We start from the raw sequence: 20,230 nt of genomic DNA on the forward strand, positions 1-20,230 counted from the left end.
GGTGGCCGTGAGCGAACTGGGTCGGCGGCGCGGCGCGCGAGGGCAACAGTGGCTGGCCGCAGCTTTGGTGCTGGCGATCGCGGCGGGTACGTGGTGGTGGTGTCTGCACGAGTCGCCGGACACAGTCAACGCCGACGATGTCGCCAACCAACTACTAGCACTGACCGTGGCTGTAGAAACACCGGCAACTCCTATGACCGCGACCGCTGGCCGTTCTGGGCCAGCCACGGCAACAACTGCGACACTCCCGAGACTTACCGACGTCACCGAGGTACGCACACGAGCGGAACACATCCTGGCAAGTTAGGATGCTGCCGCTGAAGGGGGAGCAAATGCGCACGAAATACCGGCTCATCGCAATGCCCACTACGGTGCTCGTCATTGTTGTTGCGGCCGCGGGGTGCTCGACCGTGGTGAAGGGCCAGACAAGCCCACCATCAGCACCCGCAGAGACCTCGCAGGCAGACACGGATCCCTGGGCGGTGTTCGCCGGTGTTGTCGAGTGCGACGTGCTGAACTCCGGCTTGGGCCCACACGGGTTCCCACCTGCGCGGAAGGAGACCGCAGGCGGGCCACGAGGCTGTATCTCGGATAAACCGAAGTTCGGCACCGCCCTGCTCAACCTCGACGCCGTACAGGGGATCGACGCGGTCCGCGGCGACCAGTCGCAGCACTTCGCGGGCACCGTCAACGACCGCCGCGCACTGCTGAACCGCGAAGCCACACCCGGAACAACCGGAGATTGCGCGATACACCTGGAAGTCTCGGCAACTGCACGAGCCAACATCGGCGTAGCCCTATCCGTCGGCACTACCGACCAGGCATGCGACTTCGTTCAGCAGGTGGCAAGCGCGATCGAGCCAATGTTACCCCGGATTCCCGATTAACGCGCCCAGCTCAGTTGCGTCGCTGGTCCAGAGGAGCCGGTGCGCTCGCAACGAGACACCGGAGAATCAAACGGGCTATAAGGGCGACGGCCCTCACCTAAATTGTTTCATGGGCTAGTGCGGCGTGGCGTCTGTGTCTCCATCGGGACATGCAGAGCGCGCAACTTCCGGCGTCAGTTGAGCTGGCGGTCGAAGCCCCGCCCATAACGGACGTGATCTGCTCGGAGTTCAAGCCCGCGTATAACGGCACAGCGCGCTGCCCAGACCGGTGTCGCATAGGGCAGGTCGCTGGCGAAGAGTACGTTGCCCGGTGGCACGCCGGCGATCAGGAGCAGCAGGTCGGTGGTGCTCCACCACGACGTGTCGAAGAACAAGTTGGGCAGGTCGGTGGCGCGCTCGGAAAGCCAGGACAGATCACTGAGACCGGCGTGCGCGAGGATGAGCCGTAGGTCCGGCCGCCGCTCGAACAGGCCGGTGACGCTGTCGCCCAGCGGAGTGATTTCCGGGCCTGCGTGCAGCAGCACGGGCAGGCGTTGCTCTTCCGCCAGCTCGAACACGGCGTTCAATCGCTCGTCGTCGATGGAGAACTCGTCGCTGGCCGGGTGGAGCTTGATCCCCGCGGCACCGCGGTCCACGCAGCGCTCGACCTCTCGTAGCGGGTCGTCGTGCGGGAAGACCCGGCAGAATGGCGCCAAGTTGGTGTGGCGCTGCGCTGCTTCGATCACCGAGTCGTTGGCCGCGCGATAGCCACGGGGTTCCGCCAGCGAGAACACGGCCGCTCGTCCGCGTACCCGCGCTAGCGACTCCTGCAGGTCGGTGACATCCGCGTGGAACCCGCTCGGGTCGTGAAGACCGAGGTGGGTGTGGATGTCGAACAGTTCCAGCCCGGAGAATTCCCAGAGCAGGACGTCGAGCCAAGGCTGGAGGAGGTCGTCGGAGTACATCGCATCGTGGTACCCGCTGCTGAGGGCGCTACGCGCGCGGGCAGGCTGACGAGGTGAAGCGGGAGCGCCCCGCTCCTGGGTTCCACCGTCGGGCGATGGCACTTATCAGGTTGCTCCCGTGCGCGCCGGCGTGGGCGTCGCCGCCGTTGCAGGCGACCGCGCTGGCGTCGAGTCGCACTGGCCGGAGCTCTGCGAATGTTCCTGCGTGCGGTATTCACCCTCACCGCAGTCGTCCTCGGCCGGACAACCGACTCCCGCCGCCACCGATCAGCACGCACTACGTGGTGGCCCTGGTGGCAGCCTCGCCGAGTGGGGCTTCAAGGTTCCGGCGCCCGGCGTGTGCCAGACCGCCTTCACGGAAGGCGGCTCCACCACGCGAGGCCGGTTTCGCCTGCGGCGATCCGCGGGAGAAACCGGCGGGCGTCAGCGTGGATCGAGGAAAGAACCCCAGGTCACAGGTCGGATCGGACCGTCAGCCATGCCGGCCGGAGCCTTGAAGTGAGCGGTCGGCGCCCCCGGTCGCTTCGGGTCGAGCGAGGTGAGGATCAGGTAGTCGCCATCGCGGGGCTCGATACACAGCCCCCAGTAGTAGGTGTCCGCGTCGAGATCGATCTCTTTGGCGCCCCACTGACTTCCCGCGAACCAAACGCCCCAGTCATAACGATTTTTGGCGAGGCTGATCTCCTTGGCCGGTACGCAGATTCCGGGATACTCCTCCCACGGCTGAGGAGTGAGGTCGTGGGTCACGTAGTGGGTCGCACGGTCGGCCGCCTGCGCCGACCCGGCGGGCACGGCAGTTCCGACCATCCCTGCCAGCACAAGGGCGAGCACTCTGATCACCTGTCGACGCATCCTGAAGTTCCTCCCAGTGAGCATGCGGGCCAGCACTTCGGGCGGCCACGATGACCACCGTAGCGGTGCAGTCTCAGTCCTGAGGGCCTGTCCGGCGAACTCGTGAGCGAAGCAGGCGAAGCCGCACCGTGCGTGGGTTCGCAGTAGCCCCGGTCTCGTCGTTGTGCCAGATGGTTGTGGTCAGCCAGCACGGCGACAGCATCTCAGTGCGCAGCGGTGAAATTCCGGAAGAACAGCGCCCCGCCGTTGTCCTGAACCCCGTAACATCAGCAACACGAACTCACAGGGGGGCATCAATGACAGTTCGAGTGCTCGCGCGCCGCGTTGCGGGCGTACTGCTGGTCACTTCTCTCGCGCTGACGAGCGCGCTGACGGCAACCGCGACGGCACAAGAGACCGAGGCGGATGTGGCCGTAGAGGTCTCCGCACCGCGGAACATCCTGCCGCCGGGCGGCTGGACCTCGGTGTACACCCATGTCCGTAACGTGGGCACGGCTCCTGCGAACGACGTCCAGTTCACGATCACTTTGCCGCCCCAGCTGCAGGTCAGCTCGACCGAGACGTCGTCGGAATGGGATTGTGAAAGCCAAGGGGGTACCGCGACGTGCGAACACGTCGGCCCCCTGGAGCCAGGAGCGACTCCGTTCCATTTCCGCTTCTCCGCCGGTGTCCCCTACGACGCGCCGATCGGGACCACGGTCACCGCGACCGCCTCTGTGAGCACCACCTCGCCGGAGTCGAACACCACCGACAACCACTCCGAGAAGTCGATCAGGTTCGTCGGTAAGGGCGTGGTCGAGGGCCGGATCTGGCATGACCTGAACGCCAACGGCGTCCGCGAGCCCGGCGAGCCCCCGGTCGACAGCATCGGCATCTCTTTCCGCGCGCTGGATGACGAGGACTTCGACGGCTTCTCGAACACCTTCCAGGGCGAGTACTGGGAAGAGCTTGCTGCCAAGAGGTTCCAGGCCCACGTAAGCCTGTACAAGGACTCATGGCGGTTCACCACGCCCAACGTGGGCGACGAGACCACTGACTCCGACTTCGTCCCCACCACCGAAAACACGTGGTACCGCGACGGCACGAGTCAGATTTTCACCGTCGAGGCCGGGGCACGACACGTGCTCGACCTCGGCGTGGTCGCCGTCCCCAACCCCTAGCTCGTGAGGTACCGCTGTGTTGGCTCGACGTATTCGAGCTTGGCGCAGCAGGCGGCCGGGACGCGGCGATCAGAGCTGGAAGGCTGAGCGGGCCTGGGGCGGGCTCAATGCCCGCCAGCAGCTGTACCGGTCGACGATCTTCGCGCTTTCGACCTCCGCGACCGGTTGCAGCTCCGAGAGCGTTCAGCACCACCTTCTGCCGCGTGGTCGGTTCGTCGCCCAAGACGTTCCAGGGCAAGGCGTGGGCATCAGCACCCAGCCCGCCGGGCTGAAACCGTCACGCGCAGCGCCACTGGACCGGTCGCTCGGACATCGGCGGCCGGTCGTAGGCGGTGCCGCCGAAGGTGGTGCCGTCACTGCTGATCGACACCGCGTGGAGCGCGCGCAGGTGCGGATGCGGTGGCAGTTCGACGGCCTGACCGTTGATGATCGCCAGCGCCCCGGCGGTGTCGCCCTCGCCGAGCATCCAGCCGTGCTGTGCCTGTGTGCGCCGGTTCTCTGCCGTTCCTCACGAGTCGGGGAGGAAGTTTCTTCCGTACTCGTCGGGGCCGCGGAGCAAGGTTGGTGCGGCCGGTGCGGGGGTGGGCCAGAGCTGCAGGTGGTGCCGTTCGAGTCCACCAGGGTTGTGGCCCTCGGCGAGCCTGCTCGCGCGTCCTCGCGCGGCGATCTGGGTCTGGTGCCAACCGGATGTGGGCAGTGTGAAGGTGTGCAGCACATCGAGCGAGGTGGTTAGTAGCACCAGTGTGGAGTTCACGATGTGGATGGTTCGCTGACTGACGACTTCCCACTCGTCTGTGGGGGCTGTTGCTGGGTCGGCGAGGTATTCCACCGTGAGGTTCAAGGGCCCCCATTCCAGGCCGGTCAGCACGACAAACCAGTCGTCTTCGCCTGTGGTCAATCCGTCAGTCGTTTGTGGCCACGGATCCTGGAGGTCTATCGGCGCGGTTTCGAGGCGGTACTGGCCGTCGGCGGCCCGAACCACGATCTGTTCGGGCCGCCCCGGCTGCAGAGTTATCGTGGATCCCACGAAGTCCTTCCATCGGGCAGAAACGCGATCAGCCAGAATTCTTCTTCGAGCAGGATGCGAGAATACCCGATATAGGCGGACGTTTGCCCGCCCTGTGACGAGTTGGCTTCCGGGGAGACGTACCGCACCGAGTAGGGATAGCCCGACGCCGCGCCTTCTTCGGACCGGGCGATGGGGAACTCATCGCAGCTCAGTCCGGGCGGCGTACCGCCGGTGGGGCAGGCCACCGCGCGGTTCGCGGCTTCGGTCGCGGCGTCGCCGAGCTTCATGGGGTATCCCTTGCCGTACCAGCCCCAGTGGTAGGGGCTCAGCGAGGCCTGGGCGTCGTAGACGTGCTGGGCGACCTCGGTGACCTTCGGCAGAGCGATGGCGTCGTAGGTGATGACCGCCGGGTTCTCCGCGGCGACGCAGCCAGGGTAGATGCGGACCTTGTTGTCGCAGCGGCCGTGGATGCCATCGACCTCGGCGACGTTCAGCGACACGGTCGAGCCCGGTGCGCCGCGGGGCTGGACCACCATCCACGGGCCCACGTATCCGAGCAGGCTCTGCACGGTCGGCGTGGTGCCGGCGACAGCGCCGACGGTGCGCGGTTCCCAGCTCTGTTCGTGGGTGACACCGGTGAGCAGGTCGACAGTGTAGGAGCCGCCTCCGCTGTCACAGACGGTGCCTCCGCCTTTGGCACATCCGTTGCTGATCACGCCGCGGGCGCCGGCGGGCAGTTCGGTGCCACTGGCATTGGTCGTCTTGACCGCGCTGCGTAGCGACCAGGACAGGCTGTTCCACGACCACGCGACCCCGACCGCGAACCGCAGGTCCTGATGGCCGAGCTGCCTGCCGGGCACGCCGTTGATGACCTCGTAGACGATGTAGCCCCAGGTGACGTCGACGCAGGAGTTCGCGCGCCAGAACCCTTCGCAGTCCGGCTCGGCCGCCGCGTTGATCTCGCCCGGCTGGGGCATCGACAGCCGGGACCGTGGTACAGCGGTGGAGGCAGTCGTGGCGCTGGCGACTTCGGGCTGTTTCAGCGTGATGCAGCGAGTCGCTTCCGGTGACGGGTTCGAGCACAGATCCGCGGATGACTCGGTGGCGACTTGCAGGAATTCTTCATCCGACACGCTGGCGCGGGTTAGCGTGTCCTGTCCAGCAGAGGCAATCGGCGTTCCCGACAGCAATGAAATCGCCATTGCCGACACGGAAATGGCAGCAAACGATCTCAGCTTGAATTTTGACAGCACTAATTTATTCCCCTCTGACCTACGAAATGCAACCATTCCGATACGTGAATCTCGGCGCCTGACACGAAATGTCCGACAGCCTCCCCGACTGACAACAGTTCACACGAGAGCCGACCTCTTCGACAGCCCCAAACGGGTGATCCACTCTTCCGGCGAAGGTGGCCATTCGGCCAGCGCGGTGGTGCCATATGGCACCACCGTCGCCCTGAACTCGATTGTCGCAATAACTATAGTTAAGATTTCTTCCACAGGGCGGCAAGGTGGCCCTCTGACACCATAAAGGCATGCCCTTTCCGACTGGCCCTGCTGGCCGCATTTCAGGCCAGCGCCTGACGAGACCCGCATGAGCGCCACCACGCGGCGCAGCACCCTCGAGAGGCAGAGTCGGCGCTGGCGAAGCGGGCGTCGCGGAACGGTCATCTGTCAACGAGGGGTCCGGTGTCGCGCTCGCGCCATCTCAGCCCGTCCGCATCGCCGAGGTTCCAGCGTTCACCGCATCCCGCCGCGAGGTGCCGATGTGGCAGGCATCACATGGGCCGTGCTGAAACGTCCCGCTTTTGATCATCGATACAGGGTCACAATCCCCGCGAACGGAGTTCAAGTGCTGTCGCCGCGCAAATTCCTGCAGACGAATCGGCTGATGAAAGAGGCTAGACGGCTCGGCGTGCAAGTCGACGAGCTCAGCACGGAGCAGGCTGCCGCCGCGTTGTACCGGCGGGTCGATCCCGAAGTCTTCGGCTTGGTGCCGGATCGGCTGGTTACCGAGCAGCCGTGGATGCGCCCCGAACTGGCCACGGCGGTGGGCGCGGTCCATACTGGGCAGTGGGAACCGGTGGCACAACTGCTGGCGAGCCACGGCACCGATTGGAACCGGCGCGCCGAGGACGTCGAAACTGTGGCCGGCGCGGCCGCCCAGACAGGCCCGGCATGGATTCGCCGCTGGGCCAGTGCCCATCCCGAGCATCCCGACCTGCTGGTCATTCGGGCCAGCCTGCTGATCCGCCAGGCGTGGATGGCGCGCGGGGCAGGATGGGCCAAGGACACCTCGCCCGAGCAGTTCGCCGGGTTCCACGCTCTGCTGACCGAAGCACGCATGGCCGCGCATGAGGCGTGCGAGGCCGCGCCCGCCGATCCGACCCCGTGGTGGTGCCTGGTCACGATGGCACGGGGCGTCTCGCTCGACCACGACGAATTCCGTGCGCTCTGGGCCGAGTTGCGGCGCCGCGCTCCGCTGCACCGTTACGGCCACGACCAGGCACTGCAGTACTGGTGCGCGAAATGGTCCGGCTCGACCGAGCACATGTTCAACTTCGCCGAGCAGGCTGCGGCCACCCACCCGTCCCTGGCGCCGCTGCGCCTGATCGCGGCCTACGAACACGCCGCCCAAGACGCGTCGGTCTGGCAGCACAGCGCCACCGCCGAGGCGGTCGCCGCTACCAGTGCCTGGCTCGAGGGGGACGGTGGCCGCGGCGACGGCCTGCAGAAGCGCCACGATCGCGGCTTGCTCGCCTACGCGCTCTACCGGATGCAACGCTGGCACGACGCCATCGACCAGTTCCACCACCTCGGCGCTCACGCCGACGCCTGGGTCTGGGACGCGGAGAAGCTGCAGTTCCTGCTCGCACGCTGGGAAACCTGCACCCATGCACGCAAGCCCCGCTGAACCGTCAGGAACAGGCGAGCGACTCTATCCGCGTCGTGGCGTGCTCCGGCACTGATACTGACGCTCGGTTCATGCGGCCTGGTGGCGGCGTGCCGGGCGAAGGCCTCAGCGAGCCTGTCGAGGCGGAGGCGGTGCAGGAAGGATCGCCCGTTGTCAGGACTTGGCATCGCGGTGTGGAGGTAACCATGCCCTGAAAATGGCACGAATATTCTGGGCTTGGCACGCGCCTGGTGCCACCGAGGTGTCGGTGACGGCGCGCCGAAGCCGACGACCTCGTGCTCGAGGTGCGCAACGACGGAGTCGCGGTATCGCCGATGTCCTCGCCGGGCGGGTTCGGCATCATCGGGATGACCGAGCGGATCACGATGCTCGGCGGCAGCCTGCGCGCCGGTCCGGCGCCGGACCGGCGCTGGCGGGTCACCGCGCGCCTGCCGCTGGGCAGCGAGGACCGGCCCTTTTCAACGCACTGCCCTAGGGGATCTGATGACCATCCGGGTACTCGTCGCCGACGACCAGACGCTGGTGCGCACCGGTTTCCGGCTGGTGCTCGACGCCGCGCCGGACATCGAGTCCTCACCGCACCAACATCCTGCGGGTCATCGGCTGGCTGCGAGCGTTGCCTACCGAACCGGTCTGGTGTTCGCCGCCTCCGCCCGGGCCCATCGGGACGCAGCGCGACCGAGAGCCAGGCGCTCAGTTCGGTGAAGCCGACGTCCTGGCCGGGATAGGTGGTTCCCTTGATCACCGCCACGAAGGCGAGATAGCGGTCATACTCCGGATCGTCGAGTGCCAACTGCTCGAGTAGGGTCGCGCAGTGATCTGGGGGAGGAAATAGATGCCCGAGCGTGTGCTAGCCCTGGCTGCCGCAGCACTGACCATGCTGACCGGTTGTTCCTCCGCGGAACCGGCGCCAGTACCCGTCGGGTCCCCCGCGGCCAGCGCAGCCTCGAACCAGCCTTCTGTCATGGCAAGTCTGGCGCAAGGAATGTTGACCAGCGACACCCTGTACCCGCTGGGCTTCCGCGTGGCGCGGGAGCCTGCCGAACTGATTCCCAATCACGAGTACTGGCACGCTTTGATCGACACCTGCGACATCCGGCCACCGTCGGATCGAGCCATCACCCACGAGTTGAGAGCGATGTGGTCGGCACAGACCACCGATACCGCCACCACAAAAGTCGAGCAGCGAATCCTGCGGTATGAGGGACTTCCCGCCGCCGAGGCCATCGGCGAGCTCAGAGCCGGGCTCGATTGCGGAAGCTACGACGACCCCCGGCCGCGCAGGAACGGCGCTCGCTACACCGTGCTTGCAGACCTCGGCCTCCCTCCGGTCACCGACGTCGATGCACAACACGCTTTCTGCGAGCGTAACGACGAGCAGGACCAGTGGCTACGTTCGTTCGACTGTACGGTGCTACTTGCCCGCGGATCCTTCGCGACCTCACTTCGTCTGGAAGCCAGCAACGGTGTTACAGATGAGCACACGCGAGCAGCCACCCAGGAACTCACGACGTTACTTCGGGATGCGTTGCTCCGAACATGAGTTCCACCTGCCGGTATCAACCCGGTCCGGAGCATCAGTCGTTCTCTACTACCTGCTGCCGTCACTGACGACCGGGGGCTGATGGCGCCCGGGCGGTCGGCCGACATAGGCCAGCAGGTCCAGGAACGGCATGGTTCGGGCGACCTTCCCGAATCCTGCTCGAATCGTTTTCCGCCTGGTTATCTTCTCCCCCTGTTCGCTCGACACGTTTACCAGTTCGCCGGTCCGGTCACCACTGTTCACGCTCCAGCATCCGGAGCCGCGATTCCCCCGACAGCGCGGCGACCAGTTCATCACCGCGGTCCGTCTCGTCGAGTACCACCAGCGTGCGGTAGCTCGCGTGGTCTGGCCTGAGCACTTCGCCGTCCTCGTCGGGGACGCGGTTGTCCATGACCGTGACTACTTCGCCCCCTGCGAGATCGGCGCCGAAGTAGTCACCGCCCTTGTAACTGCTTTCCCTCGGTTCGAGGCGGACTCCGAGTCGCGCTTCGACGATCTCGCGGACCTCGTCCAGATCGCCATCACCGGAGCCGTACAGAATTGTTTCCATCATTTCCCTGGAATTCGAATACTCGGAGCTCGCGACATCGCGTCTTCGACCGAACGGTACAGTGGAGCCCTGTGAACACCCGGCCTGACGCGCCCACAGCGGTTGGGCATACTTGTCGTATGACAACAGAACGCGACGGTCTGGTGAACGTCGACGCACGTGAAGTCCTGGCCGCCCTGGCCAAAGCCGAGCACAACGCCCTCGGCAACGACACCGTCGAACCTGAACGGTCCACCGACTATCGCGCCGGCGCCGCCGACGCCTACGCCGACGCGCAGACCCTTGTACGCAAGATGGCTGGTCTGCCCGTGGCAGCAGACTCCGAACGCGTCTAGTCGTCCAGCTCCACACAATCGGTCACCCGAGCACTCGTCACAGGGCCGCCCCACCTCGCCCGCCGGTCCGGCACACCGCGGCTTTCATCGTGGTGGAGGCGGCCGCTCGTGGTCGAGGGCAAAAAACGTTGTCCCGGCCGGAAAATGACGGAGTCGGTCCTGGCCAGAATCAGGGTGGCCTTCCTTTCAGGGCCGACTCGATTTCGACGGGGACTCATTTTTTCGTGAGCCGCGGACGAGGACTGCGCGCGTGGTGACCGAGATGGACCGCATTCGGCCACCTTGACCTGCTGTTCCGCTCCTGCCGCGCGCTACGGCGCGGCAGCTCGCGAAGGTCAGCTCCGACCGGCCGGTCCACGTGGGTGTCGGCATGCAGGTCGGCAAAGACACGCAGGGCTGAAAGCCCACGTTCTGGGGCTCGAGCTCGGCCAGCAACCGCGGGAAGTTGCGGCACCACCAGGCGGGTGAACGCACCGATCATCTCCGGCTGCCTGGAATATGCTCGTCTGCGGCGTTGGCGTGTTCGGGGAGGACGGCGCGATGCTGCGTGTGCTCGGCGAAGTGGACGCGTGCGTGGGCGGCACGGTTCTGGATCTGGGGTATCCCAAGCAGCGCTGCGTGCTCGCCGCGCTGGTCGTGGACCGGGGCCGGGCGGTGCCCATCGACCTGCTGGTCGACCGGGTGTGGGGCAGCTCCGCTCCGCCACGGGGACGGGAAACGGTGCACAGCTACATCTCCCGGCTGCGGCGAGTCCTCGGCGTTCTCGGCGGTGCGGGCATCGCCCGCAGGGCCGGTGGATACGCCCTGGAAACCGACTCCACCGCGGTTGACCTCTACCTCTTCGACGACCTGCGCGCCAAGGCCCGTACGAGCACCACCGACAAGCACGCGGTCGCGCGGTTGACCGAAGCACTCGCCCTGTGGCGCGGGCCCGCGCTGGCCGGACTGCCAGGCGAGTGGGCGGACGCCGAACGCGAACGACTCGGCCGCGAACACCTGGCGACCCGGCTCGACCTGCTGGAAACACGGCTCCGGCTGGGCGAGGGCAGGCAGTTGGTCACCGAACTCGCCACCCTGGCCGACGAACACCCCTACGACGAGCAGATCGCCCGCCAGTACATGACAGCCCTGCACCGGGCAGGGCGGACCGCCGACGCGCTCGACCACTTCCGGCGGATCCGCGGCCAGCTGGCGAGCGAACTCGGCGTCGACCCCGCGGCGCCACTGCGAGAACTGCACCAGCGGCTCCTCGGCACGAACCAGCCGGTGGCCGGTCCTCCCGTTGTGCCACGACAGCTTCCGGCGGCGATCCGCGACTTCACCGGTCGCGACGAACACCTCGCCGAGCTCGACGCCTTGCTGCCGTCGCACGACCAGGCCGCCGGGCACGCCGTGGTCATCTCCGCGCTCGACGGCTCGGCGGGTATCGGCAAGACCACGCTCGCGGTCCACTGGGCGCACCGCGTCCAGCACCGGTTTCCCGACGGCACCCTGCACACCAACCTGCGCGGGTACGGCCCCGGCAGGCCCGCGTCACCGGATGAGGCCCTGGACGACTTCCTGGTCGCGCTCGGCGTGCCCGCCGCGGCCGTGCCGGCCGGCACCACTGCCCGGACCGGGTTGCTGCGCACCCTGCTCTCCGGCAGGCGGGTGCTCATCGTGCTCGACAACGCCAACAGCGCCGAGCAAGTCCGGCCGCTGTTGCCGGGCACGCCGGGCAGCATGGTGCTGGTGACCAGCCGTGACAGCCTCACCGGCCTGGTGGTCACCGACGCCGCTCACCGGCTCACACTCGACGTGCTCACCTCTGCTGAGGCGCTGCGCCTGGTCACCGGCATCGTCGGCCGCGAACGCGCCACCGCGGAGGCCGGTGCCCTGCGGGAACTGGTCAGGCTGTGCGCTCGCCTGCCGCTGGCGCTGCGGATCGCGGCAGCGCGGGTGGCCGCGCAACAGCACGTCTCGATCACCGACGTGGTGGCCGAACTCGCCGGCGACAACCGCTCCAGGCTCGACGTGCTGGCGTGGGGAGACGATCCCTACGCCGCTGTCCGCACCGTGCTGGACTGGTCCTACGAACGCCTGCCCGCCCGCCAAGCACTGCTGTTCCGCCGGCTCGGCCTGCACCCCGGCCCCGACGTCTCCCTGCCCGCCGCCGCAGCGCTCCTCGGCCTGCCCGTACGGGAGACCCGCGACCTGCTCACCGCGCTGGTACACGCGAACCTCATCGCGTCCGTCGCCCGCGACCGCTTCCACGACCTCCTGCGCGCATATGCCGCCGAGCACGCACACGACCTAGACCACGAGGACGACCGGCGCCAAGCCCTCGATGCACTGCTGACCTGGTACGCCCACACCGCCCACAACGCCGACCGGCTGCTCTACCCCGCCAGCACCCGGCTCGTCAGCCGGCCACCCGAACCCCGCTGCCCGCACCCGCTGGCCGACCGGAACCACGCCTGGGCGTGGTTCACCGCGGAGCGGGCGAACCTGATCGCCGCCCTGCACCACGCCGCCGACGCGGAACTGGACGAGCACGCCCTCGGCCTGGTCGACGCCTTCGGCTTCCTCGTTCTCATGGGCGGCTGGGACGAGCGCATCACAACGGCCGACGCGGCACTGGTCTCCGCCCGCCGAGCCGGCGACCACGCCCACGAGGCGAACGTGCTGCTCGCCCGCGGCGAAGCTCTCGTCCACCTCAACCGCCCGGACGCCGAAGCCGACCTCACGCGCGCAGCCGAACTCGCGCGCGAAACCGGCCACACCCCCGTCCGCATCGCGGCCCTGAACGACCTCGGCCGCCTGATGCTCGGCCAAGGACGGCACGCGGACGCACGGCGCTTCCTCGACACCGCACTCACGCTCAGCCGGGGCGTCGACACCGGCCGTTGGGAAGCGATCGTCAACGGCATGCTCGCCAAGGTCCACACCGATGCGGGCGACCACGGCAAGGCCATCGAACACGGCCAACGCAGCGCGCGCCTGCGCCACCGGATCGGCGATTCCGACGGTGAGGCGTGCGCACTGACCTCACTGGCCAAGGCATGGCAGGGCTTGGGCGAGCACGACCGGGCGATCGCCCACTGTCGGCAGGCGATCGCCCTCGGCCGTGCGTCACTCGGCAGCCAGGACGAAACCCTGGCACCTCCCCTTGCCGTCCTGGCCGGCTCGCTGCACCACCTCGGCCGCGTCGGCGAAGCCCTGGAGTGCTGGCGAGAAGCCGCCGCGATCTACGCCGAGCGAGGCCTGGACGCCGACGCCGCGGCCATCCGCGAGCACCTGCTGACCACCGTGCCCGCGCTCCCGCCGGATCAGCGAGCGATGACGGTGTACCCCTGAGCCAGCAACGCGCCGGTGTGACTGCTGTACTTGTCCGACCAGGCACGGAAGGTGTAGCGGCCGCTGACCCCGCCGACCTTCGGAGTCCAGCACCGCGTATGGCCCGGCCCCACGTGGTCGTTGCCACCCGTGCTGTCGCAGGTGACCTCCGAGGTCCACGAGCCGTCCCGGTAGATCTGCAAGAACACCTGCGCGTACTGGCTGGCCGTCATCTCGTCGTTGTAGATCACGAAACCCCAGTAGTTGTAGGCACTGTCGCGGCACAACTCGACAGTGCCAACCCTGGCACCACCAGAGATCGCCGACACGGGCGCGGTTTTCACGATGGTGCCGTAACTGCTCCCGTGCTGACAGTGCGGGGCCGCGTCCGGTTGCGCCGAAGCGGGCACCACCGCGCCGAGCAACGCCGCACCCGTTACACCCAGCGTCGCGAAGAGCTTCCTGAGCATGAATTCCTCCCTCGTTGATGCGGCCATCGCCGCGCCGAACAAGGATGAGCAGCCCGCCTTGCGGTTTCCTTGCGGTAATCCGCAGGCGCCAGACTCACCACCGCAGCTGCGCTGCCCGGGGGGCGTTCGTGGCGCATCCCCGCCAGATTGGCCAGGCGCTTCACCTGGTCAGGGTGGTCGGCGGGTGTGGTTTCGACCGCCCGCCGGGGTGACCGCGACCGCCGCATCCAGATCGGCCGGTGAAAGCGATGTGGATGCCGCACGAGAGGTACTTGATCCCGAGATTGGCCAGGAAGGTGAACCGCGACTGCTGGGCGGAGCCGAGGTTGAGCAGGCAGGTCGGCCAACGCGGGTGGTCCGCCGAGATGACCGCCACGGCCTGCCTGCCCGCCTCGACAGCCCGGTCGGCGCCGGCGAGTACGCCGGTGCGCTGGAACCGCAGGTCATAGGCAAGGGCCAGGTTGGTCCGCCGGATGCCCAGGTCGGGCGGTCGGCCCAACGGGATTCCTCGGTTTACCACGACGGTGAGACGGTTTTCGCCGGTCTCACCGCGCGGTGCGGCAGGTGCGTTCTGGCCGAACGCGAGGCCGTCAGCACTGGCTCCGCCAACGTCGCTGCACGCGATCAGCCGCAGGTCGGCTCTCGTGGCTGCACCGGGGCGCAGTTTCAGCTACTCGCGCTCGGCTCCGTCTGGCCAGACGACGGTGACCGGCAGACCACGTCCGCGAGCAGCATCGACCACGTCAGCGGTACCGCCGTGGCCACCGGATGGCCCGCCGTCCCACACCGCGACCATCGGCGTCCACGTGGTCGAGAACGTGTTCGGAGGCGGCCATGTAGGCCTCGCGGTTCGGCTCGGCGAACGGCATGGTATGCACCGCTGCCGCCTTGCCGATCAGGTCGTCGAATTCGGCGGCGTTGCCCGGCTTGACCTTGCGCTCGCGGTAGTCGGCCGCGGGCAGCACCACTTCGACCGTGCCGGCGAGGTCGAGCACGACGCGGGCGAAGACCTGGTCGGCGCCGCGGGCCAGGCAGCTCACCCCGACCAGGTCGCTGCCCGGGTGCCCGGCCAGGGCGGTGCGGAGGGCGTCGGCGACCAGCGGCACGGTGGCGGCGGTCAGGTTCGAGTGGCCGGTGATTCCGATGCGGGGCAACAGGGTTCCTCTCCTACGCGGCGACCAGGTCAGCGATGGTCTCACGGGCCTCGCGCACGGCGGGGACGCTGGTGAACGGGGCGGCTTCGCGGTGGAAGTCGCGCAGCTTCACCCCCGACCCGGCCAGTCCTCCAGGCACCGGCCAGCGGCACCGCCGCTTGGATCAGCTCGGCGGCCCGGTCCGGTTCCCGGGTGACCAGGTGCGCGCGGGCGAGCCCGATCAGATCGAACGCGCGGTTGCGCACACGGCTCAGGACGCGCAACTTGCAGAAGTGAGCGTTGCGGCACGCGGGCACCTTGACAAAACGTTCGCGACGTCTTAATTGAGACGTCCTTCTACCGGTGTTTCGCACACCTCCCGCCTGGGCCCAGTTCGTTCTACCAACCCACCAGCTGGCGCCTCGGCCATTCGGCCGATCATTGATGCCACCGATTGCGCTTCAAGTCTGATAATTCAGGTTCATTCACTCGTACGCCGCCTTGCAAACCGTTCTTTTTTATGTCGCGCTCGGAAACTCATCCTCACCCTCACCGCCTTCACGCACACCGCAGGACCATTAGAGTCATAGATGATCTAGCACGTTGACCCCCACTCGCCGCCCGCCTTAGCCTTTTCCATAGTGCGTCAGCAATCGAGGGGGAGCTTCGTGGCGAATACACCTGCGCTTGATTCCCGGCCCAGACCCAGTAGTACTAGACTGGTTTGTTACTTTCTCACCATACTTTTGCTGGTGACCGGCGCGGCTTTCTCCAACGCAAGCGCAGCGGCAGCAGCGGAGCCTGCGTCCCCCGGTCAGACCCGCGACCCTGGGTCGGGGGTCTTCGAGTGGCCTTACAAGGGTGACCCTTCCGGCCCCAAGTGCAAGGTCAGTGGCAGCGTCGGCGGCGCGGTGACGGCTGACGGTTTCGTGTTGGTGACGGGCCGGTTCTGGGGTTGCATCGGTGGAACCGGGCTTCCCGAGAACATCGGCGATGGGGATTTCACTGTCTCTGGCTGGAAGTCCGGGGACAAGGAGCATCGGCAGACCAGGAGCTTTGGCTGGTGCCCGACAGACAAGACGCCTCTCGGCGAACCTTGTATGACCACGCTCAAGATTCCCTTCACGGGCGCCGCTACTTACTGTGGCTTCGCGGCTTACATGGATCTCGGCTGGATGAGGGCCACAGGATCCATGCACGATCCCGGAGTGTTCCCGTGCCGGTACGTGTCTGGAGTGCCTGGCACCTTCCCGCCGGGCAACCCGCCGCAGCCACCGGTCAATCCGCCGCCTCCGACCAACTTCCCACCTCCGGTCGGCCCACCGCCTGTGACCTGTCCGCAGGTCAGCTCAGTTGGAGGTCTGGCGGACGGAACTCTGCTCCAAACCTGCGACACCGGCCGTATTTACAAGATGGTCGGCGGTGCCCCGCTGTGGATGACCACGTGTGGCAGCGGGATGTGTCCCACCGCGCCGCTCAAAGTCACACAGGCGATCGTTGACGCGGGGCCGGCCTGGCCCGCGGACTCGTCCACCGCCCACGACGAAGCGGGCCACACGTTCAAATTCGTCGGTGGCGCACCCATCCACCTCGCCAACTGCAACGTCGGCTGCGGGAACCCCGTCCCTATCCCGGCAGGCACCCTGCAGCTGGTGGACCCCGGCAACCACATGCGCCAGCGCCCCGTTGACGGAGCAACGGCGAAGGACGAAGCAGGCAACACCTTCAAGTACGTCGGCGGCGCCCCCATCCACCTGTCCAGTTGCGCTGTCGGCTGCGGCAACCCCGTGCCCATCAACGGCTGGAGCATCGCCGCACTGGACCACATGAATCCCCAGCCAAGCGACGGCGCCACCGCGAAGGACGAAGCGGGGAACGTCTTCAAATTCGTCGGCGGCGCCCCCATCCGACTGTCCAACTGCTCGGTCGGCTGTGGCAACCCGGTGCCCATCACGGCATGGAGCATCGGTGCGCTGGACCACATGAACGCGCGACCAGCCGACTGGTCGACCGCAAAAGATGAGGCCGGCAACATCTTCAAGTATGTCGGCGGCGCCCCCATCCACCTGTTCAGCTGTTCCGTCGGCTGCGGCAACCCCGTGCCCATCAACGGCTGGAGCATCGCCGCACTGGACCACATGAACGCTCGGCCCGCCGATTCAGCCACCGCTCGTGACGAAGCGGGACACATCTTCAAGTTCGTCGGCGGCGCCCCCATCCACCTCGCGAGCTGCAACGTCGGTTGCGGGAACCCGGTCCAGATCACCGGCGCCAGTGTCTCCAGCCTCGATCACATGAACCCGCAACCCACCGACAGCGCGACGGCCAAGGACGAATCGGGCAACATCTTCAAATTCGTCGGCGGCGCGCCGGTCCGGCTCGCCAACTGCAACGTCGGCTGTGGCGCTCCCGTGCTGATCAATGGGTGGAGCGTGGCCAATCTCGAGCACATGAATCCGAAACCTCGCGACGGGGCCACCGCCCACGACGAGACGGGGCACACGTTCAAGTTCGTCGGCGGCGCGCCGATCAAGCTCGCCAACTGCAACGTGGACTGCGGAAGCCCGGTCTCCCTCAACGGCTGGAGCATCGCCAACCTCGAACACATGAATCCGTACCCCACGGACGGTGCGACGGCCAAAGACGAGGCGAACAACATCTTCAAATTCGTCGGCGGAGCACCAGTTCGATTGGCGCGGTGCGACGTCGGGTGCGGAAACCCGGTCCCCATCAACGGATGGAGCATCGCGAACGTCGATCACATGCGACCGTTCCCGATCGATGGCGCAACAGCCAAGGACGAATCGGGCAACATCTTCAAATTCGTCGGCGGCGCGCCCATCCACCTCACGAGTTGCGACGTTGACTGCGGGAATCCCGTGCTCATCACCGGGTGGAGCGTCGCCAACCTGGAACACATGCGCGGCAGGCCCGCGGACGGTGCCACCGCGCGCGACGAGTCCGGCAACGTCTTCAAGTTCGTCGGCGGTGCTCCAATCCGGCTCATGAACTGCCAGGTCGGTTGCGGGATGCCGGTCTTCATCAACGGCGGCAGCGTGGTCAACCTCGACCACATGAACCCCCAGCCCGCCGACGGGTCCACCGCGCGCGACGAGTCCGGCAACATCTTCCGGTTCGCCGGTGGCGCGCCGGTACGCCTCACCACCTGCGCGCCGGTGTGCTCACCATACGTGGACATCAACCGGTGGAGCGTCGACAACCGAGAGCACATGACCGTCGTGCCGCGGGACGGCGCCCTGCTCCGCGCTGTGGAGACCAACGCCGTCTACAAAGTCACCGGCGGGGTCGCCGACAAGTTCGACACCTGCCCCGGCAACTGCCCCGCCGCTGCGGTGATGAACGAGTATTCGCTCTACCACTTCCTCGAAGACGGTTCACGCGTCAAGGACGCGGCGTCGAGTTCCGAGGGTGCCATCGTCGGTGCAGCGCTGGTCCCGTTCCACAGCCAGGCCGAACGCGACGCCGCCGGTTACGGGAACAGACCTCAACTGGTCATCCCCAACCGGCTGTGGACGTCCCTACCCACCACGATCGGCGACGGAACCCGGATCAAGAACGCGGCGGCCACGACCGAGGCCGCCATCGTGGGTGGCGCCCGCATCGACTTCCACTCCCCCGCCGAACGCGACCAGGCCGGCTACGGCACAAAACCGATGGTCGTCATCCCAGAACGGGTGTGGAAGCAGCTACCAACGAAGATCGCGGATGGCACGCGACTGTGGGACGCACTGGGCCTCGGCCAAGCCTCTGTGGTTGGCGGCGCTCGCATCGACTTCGCCAACCAAGCCGAGGTCGACGCCACCGGCTACAACACCAAACCCCTCCAGAAGATCCCCAACCGCGTCTGGAAAGAACTCCCGACCAAGATCGCAGATGGCACTCGTCTGTGGGACGCACTCGACCTAGGCCAGGCAGCTGTGGTCGGCGGTGCCCGGATTGGCTTTGCGAACCAAGCCGAGGTCGATGCCACCGGCTACAACACCAAGCCACTGCAAAAGGTGGCGAACCGGGTTTGGAAGAGCCTACCAACCACCCCGGCTGAAGGAACACGAATCAAGGGCCCCAGCGCGCCCGCGGTGTCCCTGGTCGTCGGCGGGAGGCGGCTGGAGTTCGCTGACGTTGACACCATGATCTTGCTGGAGTGCGGGGGTGCTCCCGTACAGGTCGTGCCCGATCGCACCTACAACGGCCTCCCGCTCGGGATCGATCCGCTGTTCGCCGCAGCGAACCGTGCGGTCGACGTGTCGCGAATCGAACCGGCCCCGTTCTGGCGGAAGAACTGCAAGAAGCTCTACCGAGAAGACGGCCGACCACCGGGAGACATCTTCGCCACCGGTTTCGAACCGCGCGACATCAACGGAACACACAACCTGCATGACTATGTGGGAGCTAACCCGCCCTCTCCGTTCGTGGGCACTAGCTATAGAGACGACATGTGGCAGTACTTCGCAGAGAAGTACCAATATGAGGTGGACGCACCTGGCGGCATCGACATCAACGCCACGCTCGGCCCGCACCCGCTCGATTATGAGAGGGAAGTTGCATTCCCTGGCGGTCTCGATAAACGCTTCATTGTCCGTGGCTGCCCCTACGCAGCTGATGGTAAGATCATTGCTGACAAGTGCGTCAGCAATCCTGGATACGTCCCGTGGCGAGGATCGAGCAGTGGTGCCAGCCCTAGCCCATGAGGTTCTCGCCACGCGCGGAACCGACCGCCGTGTGTGCCGTCTCAGCGTTGACGGTACACACGGCGAGGTCGTTCTGGAGTTCGACGGTCCAACCGGAAACCTCGAGTGCCGCGGATACGACGTCCTAGATGCGCTCGTCAAACTGCGCACGTCGCTCGAAGCACACGGCTGGCTGCTCGCCGTACAGGGGGCCAGGCTCAACGCCCACGCGAGCGGGCTACTGCGGGACTCGACAAATGGCAAGCGCGTCTATCTCATGAGCGAGGAACGTGGCCCGTACCCGGCAGTGGACACGCTCGCGCGCGCGGATCCAGACCAGGTCGCCACGCTCGAGGAGCAAGCCCGCTACATCCGTGCCCTGTTCGCCGCGCCACGGCCTCCAAGAGAAGACGAGCCCTGAAGTCCTC

The 20,230-nt window shown here is 66.8% G+C and carries 18 protein-coding genes and 1 pseudogene; 9 read left to right on the plus strand and 10 right to left on the minus strand.

All coding sequences use genetic code 11. The features are described 5' to 3' along the window. The first annotated feature begins 332 nt into the window (after positions 1 to 332). Positions 333 to 887, plus strand: coding sequence for a hypothetical protein (locus tag JYK18_RS04160; protein ID WP_206800843.1), 555 nt, complete (start codon positions 333 to 335; stop codon positions 885 to 887). Positions 888 to 1,060: 173 nt separating this feature from the next. Here the strand turns inward: JYK18_RS04160 and JYK18_RS04165 are convergent, their stop codons facing one another. After that, complete coding sequence (locus tag JYK18_RS04165; protein ID WP_206800844.1) at positions 1,061 to 1,831, minus strand: amidohydrolase family protein; 771 nt, start codon at positions 1,829 to 1,831, stop codon at positions 1,061 to 1,063. A gap of 423 nt (positions 1,832 to 2,254) precedes the next feature. Further along, positions 2,255 to 2,671, minus strand: coding sequence for a hypothetical protein (locus tag JYK18_RS04170; protein WP_206800845.1), 417 nt, complete (start codon positions 2,669 to 2,671; stop codon positions 2,255 to 2,257). A 308-nt stretch (positions 2,672 to 2,979) separates the two neighbouring features. Between JYK18_RS04170 and JYK18_RS04175 the strand changes: the two genes are divergently transcribed. After that, complete coding sequence (locus JYK18_RS04175) at positions 2,980 to 3,843, plus strand: SdrD B-like domain-containing protein (RefSeq protein ID WP_206800846.1); 864 nt, start codon at positions 2,980 to 2,982, stop codon at positions 3,841 to 3,843. A gap of 277 nt (positions 3,844 to 4,120) precedes the next feature. On the opposite strand, the gene JYK18_RS04180 is transcribed toward JYK18_RS04175, so the two are convergent. The 3 genes from JYK18_RS04180 to JYK18_RS04190 are packed head-to-tail and all read right to left on the minus strand — an operon-like array spanning position 4,121 to position 6,054. Next, positions 4,121 to 4,309: a hypothetical protein gene (locus JYK18_RS04180; RefSeq protein WP_206800847.1), complete on the minus strand. Its 189-nt coding sequence runs from the start codon at positions 4,307 to 4,309 to the stop codon at positions 4,121 to 4,123. A 42-nt stretch (positions 4,310 to 4,351) separates the two neighbouring features. Then, on the minus strand, positions 4,352 to 4,870 hold the full coding sequence (locus JYK18_RS04185; protein WP_206800848.1) for a hypothetical protein: 519 nt from the start codon (positions 4,868 to 4,870) through the stop codon (positions 4,352 to 4,354). After that, entirely contained in the window at positions 4,855 to 6,054 is a 1,200-nt protein-coding gene (locus tag JYK18_RS04190; RefSeq protein WP_206800849.1) for a NucA/NucB deoxyribonuclease domain-containing protein, read from the minus strand. Before JYK18_RS04190 ends, JYK18_RS04185 begins: the two co-directional genes overlap by 16 nt. 652 nt (positions 6,055 to 6,706) lie before the next feature. Here JYK18_RS04190 and JYK18_RS04195 point away from each other — a divergent pair. The 3 genes and pseudogenes from JYK18_RS04195 (at position 6,707) to JYK18_RS04205 (ending at position 9,311) form a co-directional block, all read left to right on the plus strand. Continuing rightward, entirely contained in the window at positions 6,707 to 7,768 is a 1,062-nt protein-coding gene (locus JYK18_RS04195) for a hypothetical protein (protein ID WP_307795773.1), read from the plus strand. A gap of 483 nt (positions 7,769 to 8,251) precedes the next feature. Then, positions 8,252 to 8,338 (plus strand): annotated as a pseudogene (locus JYK18_RS04200) (DNA-binding response regulator); the annotation flags it as partial. Positions 8,339 to 8,732: 394 nt separating this feature from the next. After that, positions 8,733 to 9,311, plus strand: a complete 579-nt coding sequence (locus tag JYK18_RS04205; RefSeq protein WP_206800850.1) for a hypothetical protein — start codon at positions 8,733 to 8,735, stop codon at positions 9,309 to 9,311. Between the two features lie 229 nt (positions 9,312 to 9,540). Here JYK18_RS04205 and JYK18_RS04210 read toward each other — a convergent pair whose 3' ends face one another. Further along, positions 9,541 to 9,987 carry a hypothetical protein gene (locus tag JYK18_RS04210; protein WP_206800851.1) on the minus strand — a complete coding sequence of 149 codons (447 nt, stop codon included), beginning with the start codon at positions 9,985 to 9,987 and terminating at the stop codon, positions 9,541 to 9,543. On the opposite strand from JYK18_RS04210, the gene JYK18_RS04215 reads away from it, so the two are divergent. Both JYK18_RS04215 and JYK18_RS04220 read left to right on the plus strand, forming a co-directional pair. Then, positions 9,981 to 10,196 carry a hypothetical protein gene (locus JYK18_RS04215; RefSeq protein ID WP_206800852.1) on the plus strand — a complete coding sequence of 72 codons (216 nt, stop codon included), beginning with the start codon at positions 9,981 to 9,983 and terminating at the stop codon, positions 10,194 to 10,196. The two genes, JYK18_RS04210 and JYK18_RS04215, sit on opposite strands and share 7 nt — an antisense overlap. Positions 10,197 to 10,736: 540 nt before the next feature. After that, entirely contained in the window at positions 10,737 to 13,532 is a 2,796-nt protein-coding gene (locus JYK18_RS04220; protein ID WP_206800853.1) for a BTAD domain-containing putative transcriptional regulator, read from the plus strand. On the opposite strand, the gene JYK18_RS04225 is transcribed toward JYK18_RS04220, so the two are convergent. The 4 genes from JYK18_RS04225 to JYK18_RS47445 form a co-directional block, all read right to left on the minus strand. Continuing rightward, positions 13,505 to 13,981, minus strand: coding sequence for a hypothetical protein (locus JYK18_RS04225; protein ID WP_206800854.1), 477 nt, complete (start codon positions 13,979 to 13,981; stop codon positions 13,505 to 13,507). The genes JYK18_RS04220 and JYK18_RS04225 overlap by 28 nt on opposite strands. A gap of 160 nt (positions 13,982 to 14,141) precedes the next feature. Continuing rightward, positions 14,142 to 14,480 (minus strand): hypothetical protein, encoded by a 339-nt coding sequence (locus JYK18_RS04230; RefSeq protein ID WP_206800855.1) that lies wholly within the window; start codon positions 14,478 to 14,480, stop codon positions 14,142 to 14,144. Between the two features lie 244 nt (positions 14,481 to 14,724). Beyond that, complete coding sequence (locus JYK18_RS04235) at positions 14,725 to 15,135, minus strand: hypothetical protein (protein ID WP_374194986.1); 411 nt, start codon at positions 15,133 to 15,135, stop codon at positions 14,725 to 14,727. A gap of 13 nt (positions 15,136 to 15,148) precedes the next feature. Continuing rightward, complete coding sequence (locus tag JYK18_RS47445) at positions 15,149 to 15,274, minus strand: hypothetical protein (protein ID WP_277992148.1); 126 nt, start codon at positions 15,272 to 15,274, stop codon at positions 15,149 to 15,151. 592 nt (positions 15,275 to 15,866) lie between these two features. Between JYK18_RS47445 and JYK18_RS04240 the strand changes: the two genes are divergently transcribed. Continuing rightward, positions 15,867 to 19,823, plus strand: coding sequence for a hypothetical protein (locus JYK18_RS04240; RefSeq protein ID WP_206800856.1), 3,957 nt, complete (start codon positions 15,867 to 15,869; stop codon positions 19,821 to 19,823). After that, complete coding sequence (locus JYK18_RS04245) at positions 19,804 to 20,223, plus strand: hypothetical protein (RefSeq protein WP_206800857.1); 420 nt, start codon at positions 19,804 to 19,806, stop codon at positions 20,221 to 20,223. Before JYK18_RS04240 ends, JYK18_RS04245 begins: the two co-directional genes overlap by 20 nt. Positions 20,224 to 20,230: the final 7 nt, after the last annotated feature.

It is taken from the genome of Amycolatopsis sp. 195334CR, assembly GCF_017309385.1.
Taxonomy (GTDB): domain Bacteria; phylum Actinomycetota; class Actinomycetes; order Mycobacteriales; family Pseudonocardiaceae; genus Amycolatopsis.

What these genes read in the sequence shown, in the direction of transcription:
- JYK18_RS04225 (WP_206800854.1), bottom strand. Translation starts at nt 13,981, where the DNA reads ATGCTCAGGAAGCTCTTCGCGACGCTGGGTGTAACGGGTGCGGCGTTG.
- JYK18_RS04220 (WP_206800853.1), top strand. Translation starts at nt 10,737, where the DNA reads ATGCTGCGTGTGCTCGGCGAAGTGGACGCGTGCGTGGGCGGCACGGTT.
- JYK18_RS04180 (WP_206800847.1), bottom strand. Translation starts at nt 4,309, where the DNA reads ATGCTCGGCGAGGGCGACACCGCCGGGGCGCTGGCGATCATCAACGGT.
- JYK18_RS04190 (WP_206800849.1), bottom strand. Translation starts at nt 6,054, where the DNA reads ATGGCGATTTCATTGCTGTCGGGAACGCCGATTGCCTCTGCTGGACAG.
- JYK18_RS04205 (WP_206800850.1), top strand. Translation starts at nt 8,733, where the DNA reads ATGGCAAGTCTGGCGCAAGGAATGTTGACCAGCGACACCCTGTACCCG.
- JYK18_RS04165 (WP_206800844.1), bottom strand. Translation starts at nt 1,831, where the DNA reads ATGTACTCCGACGACCTCCTCCAGCCTTGGCTCGACGTCCTGCTCTGG.
- JYK18_RS04175 (WP_206800846.1), top strand. Translation starts at nt 2,980, where the DNA reads ATGACAGTTCGAGTGCTCGCGCGCCGCGTTGCGGGCGTACTGCTGGTC.
- JYK18_RS04160 (WP_206800843.1), top strand. Translation starts at nt 333, where the DNA reads ATGCGCACGAAATACCGGCTCATCGCAATGCCCACTACGGTGCTCGTC.
- JYK18_RS04215 (WP_206800852.1), top strand. Translation starts at nt 9,981, where the DNA reads ATGACAACAGAACGCGACGGTCTGGTGAACGTCGACGCACGTGAAGTC.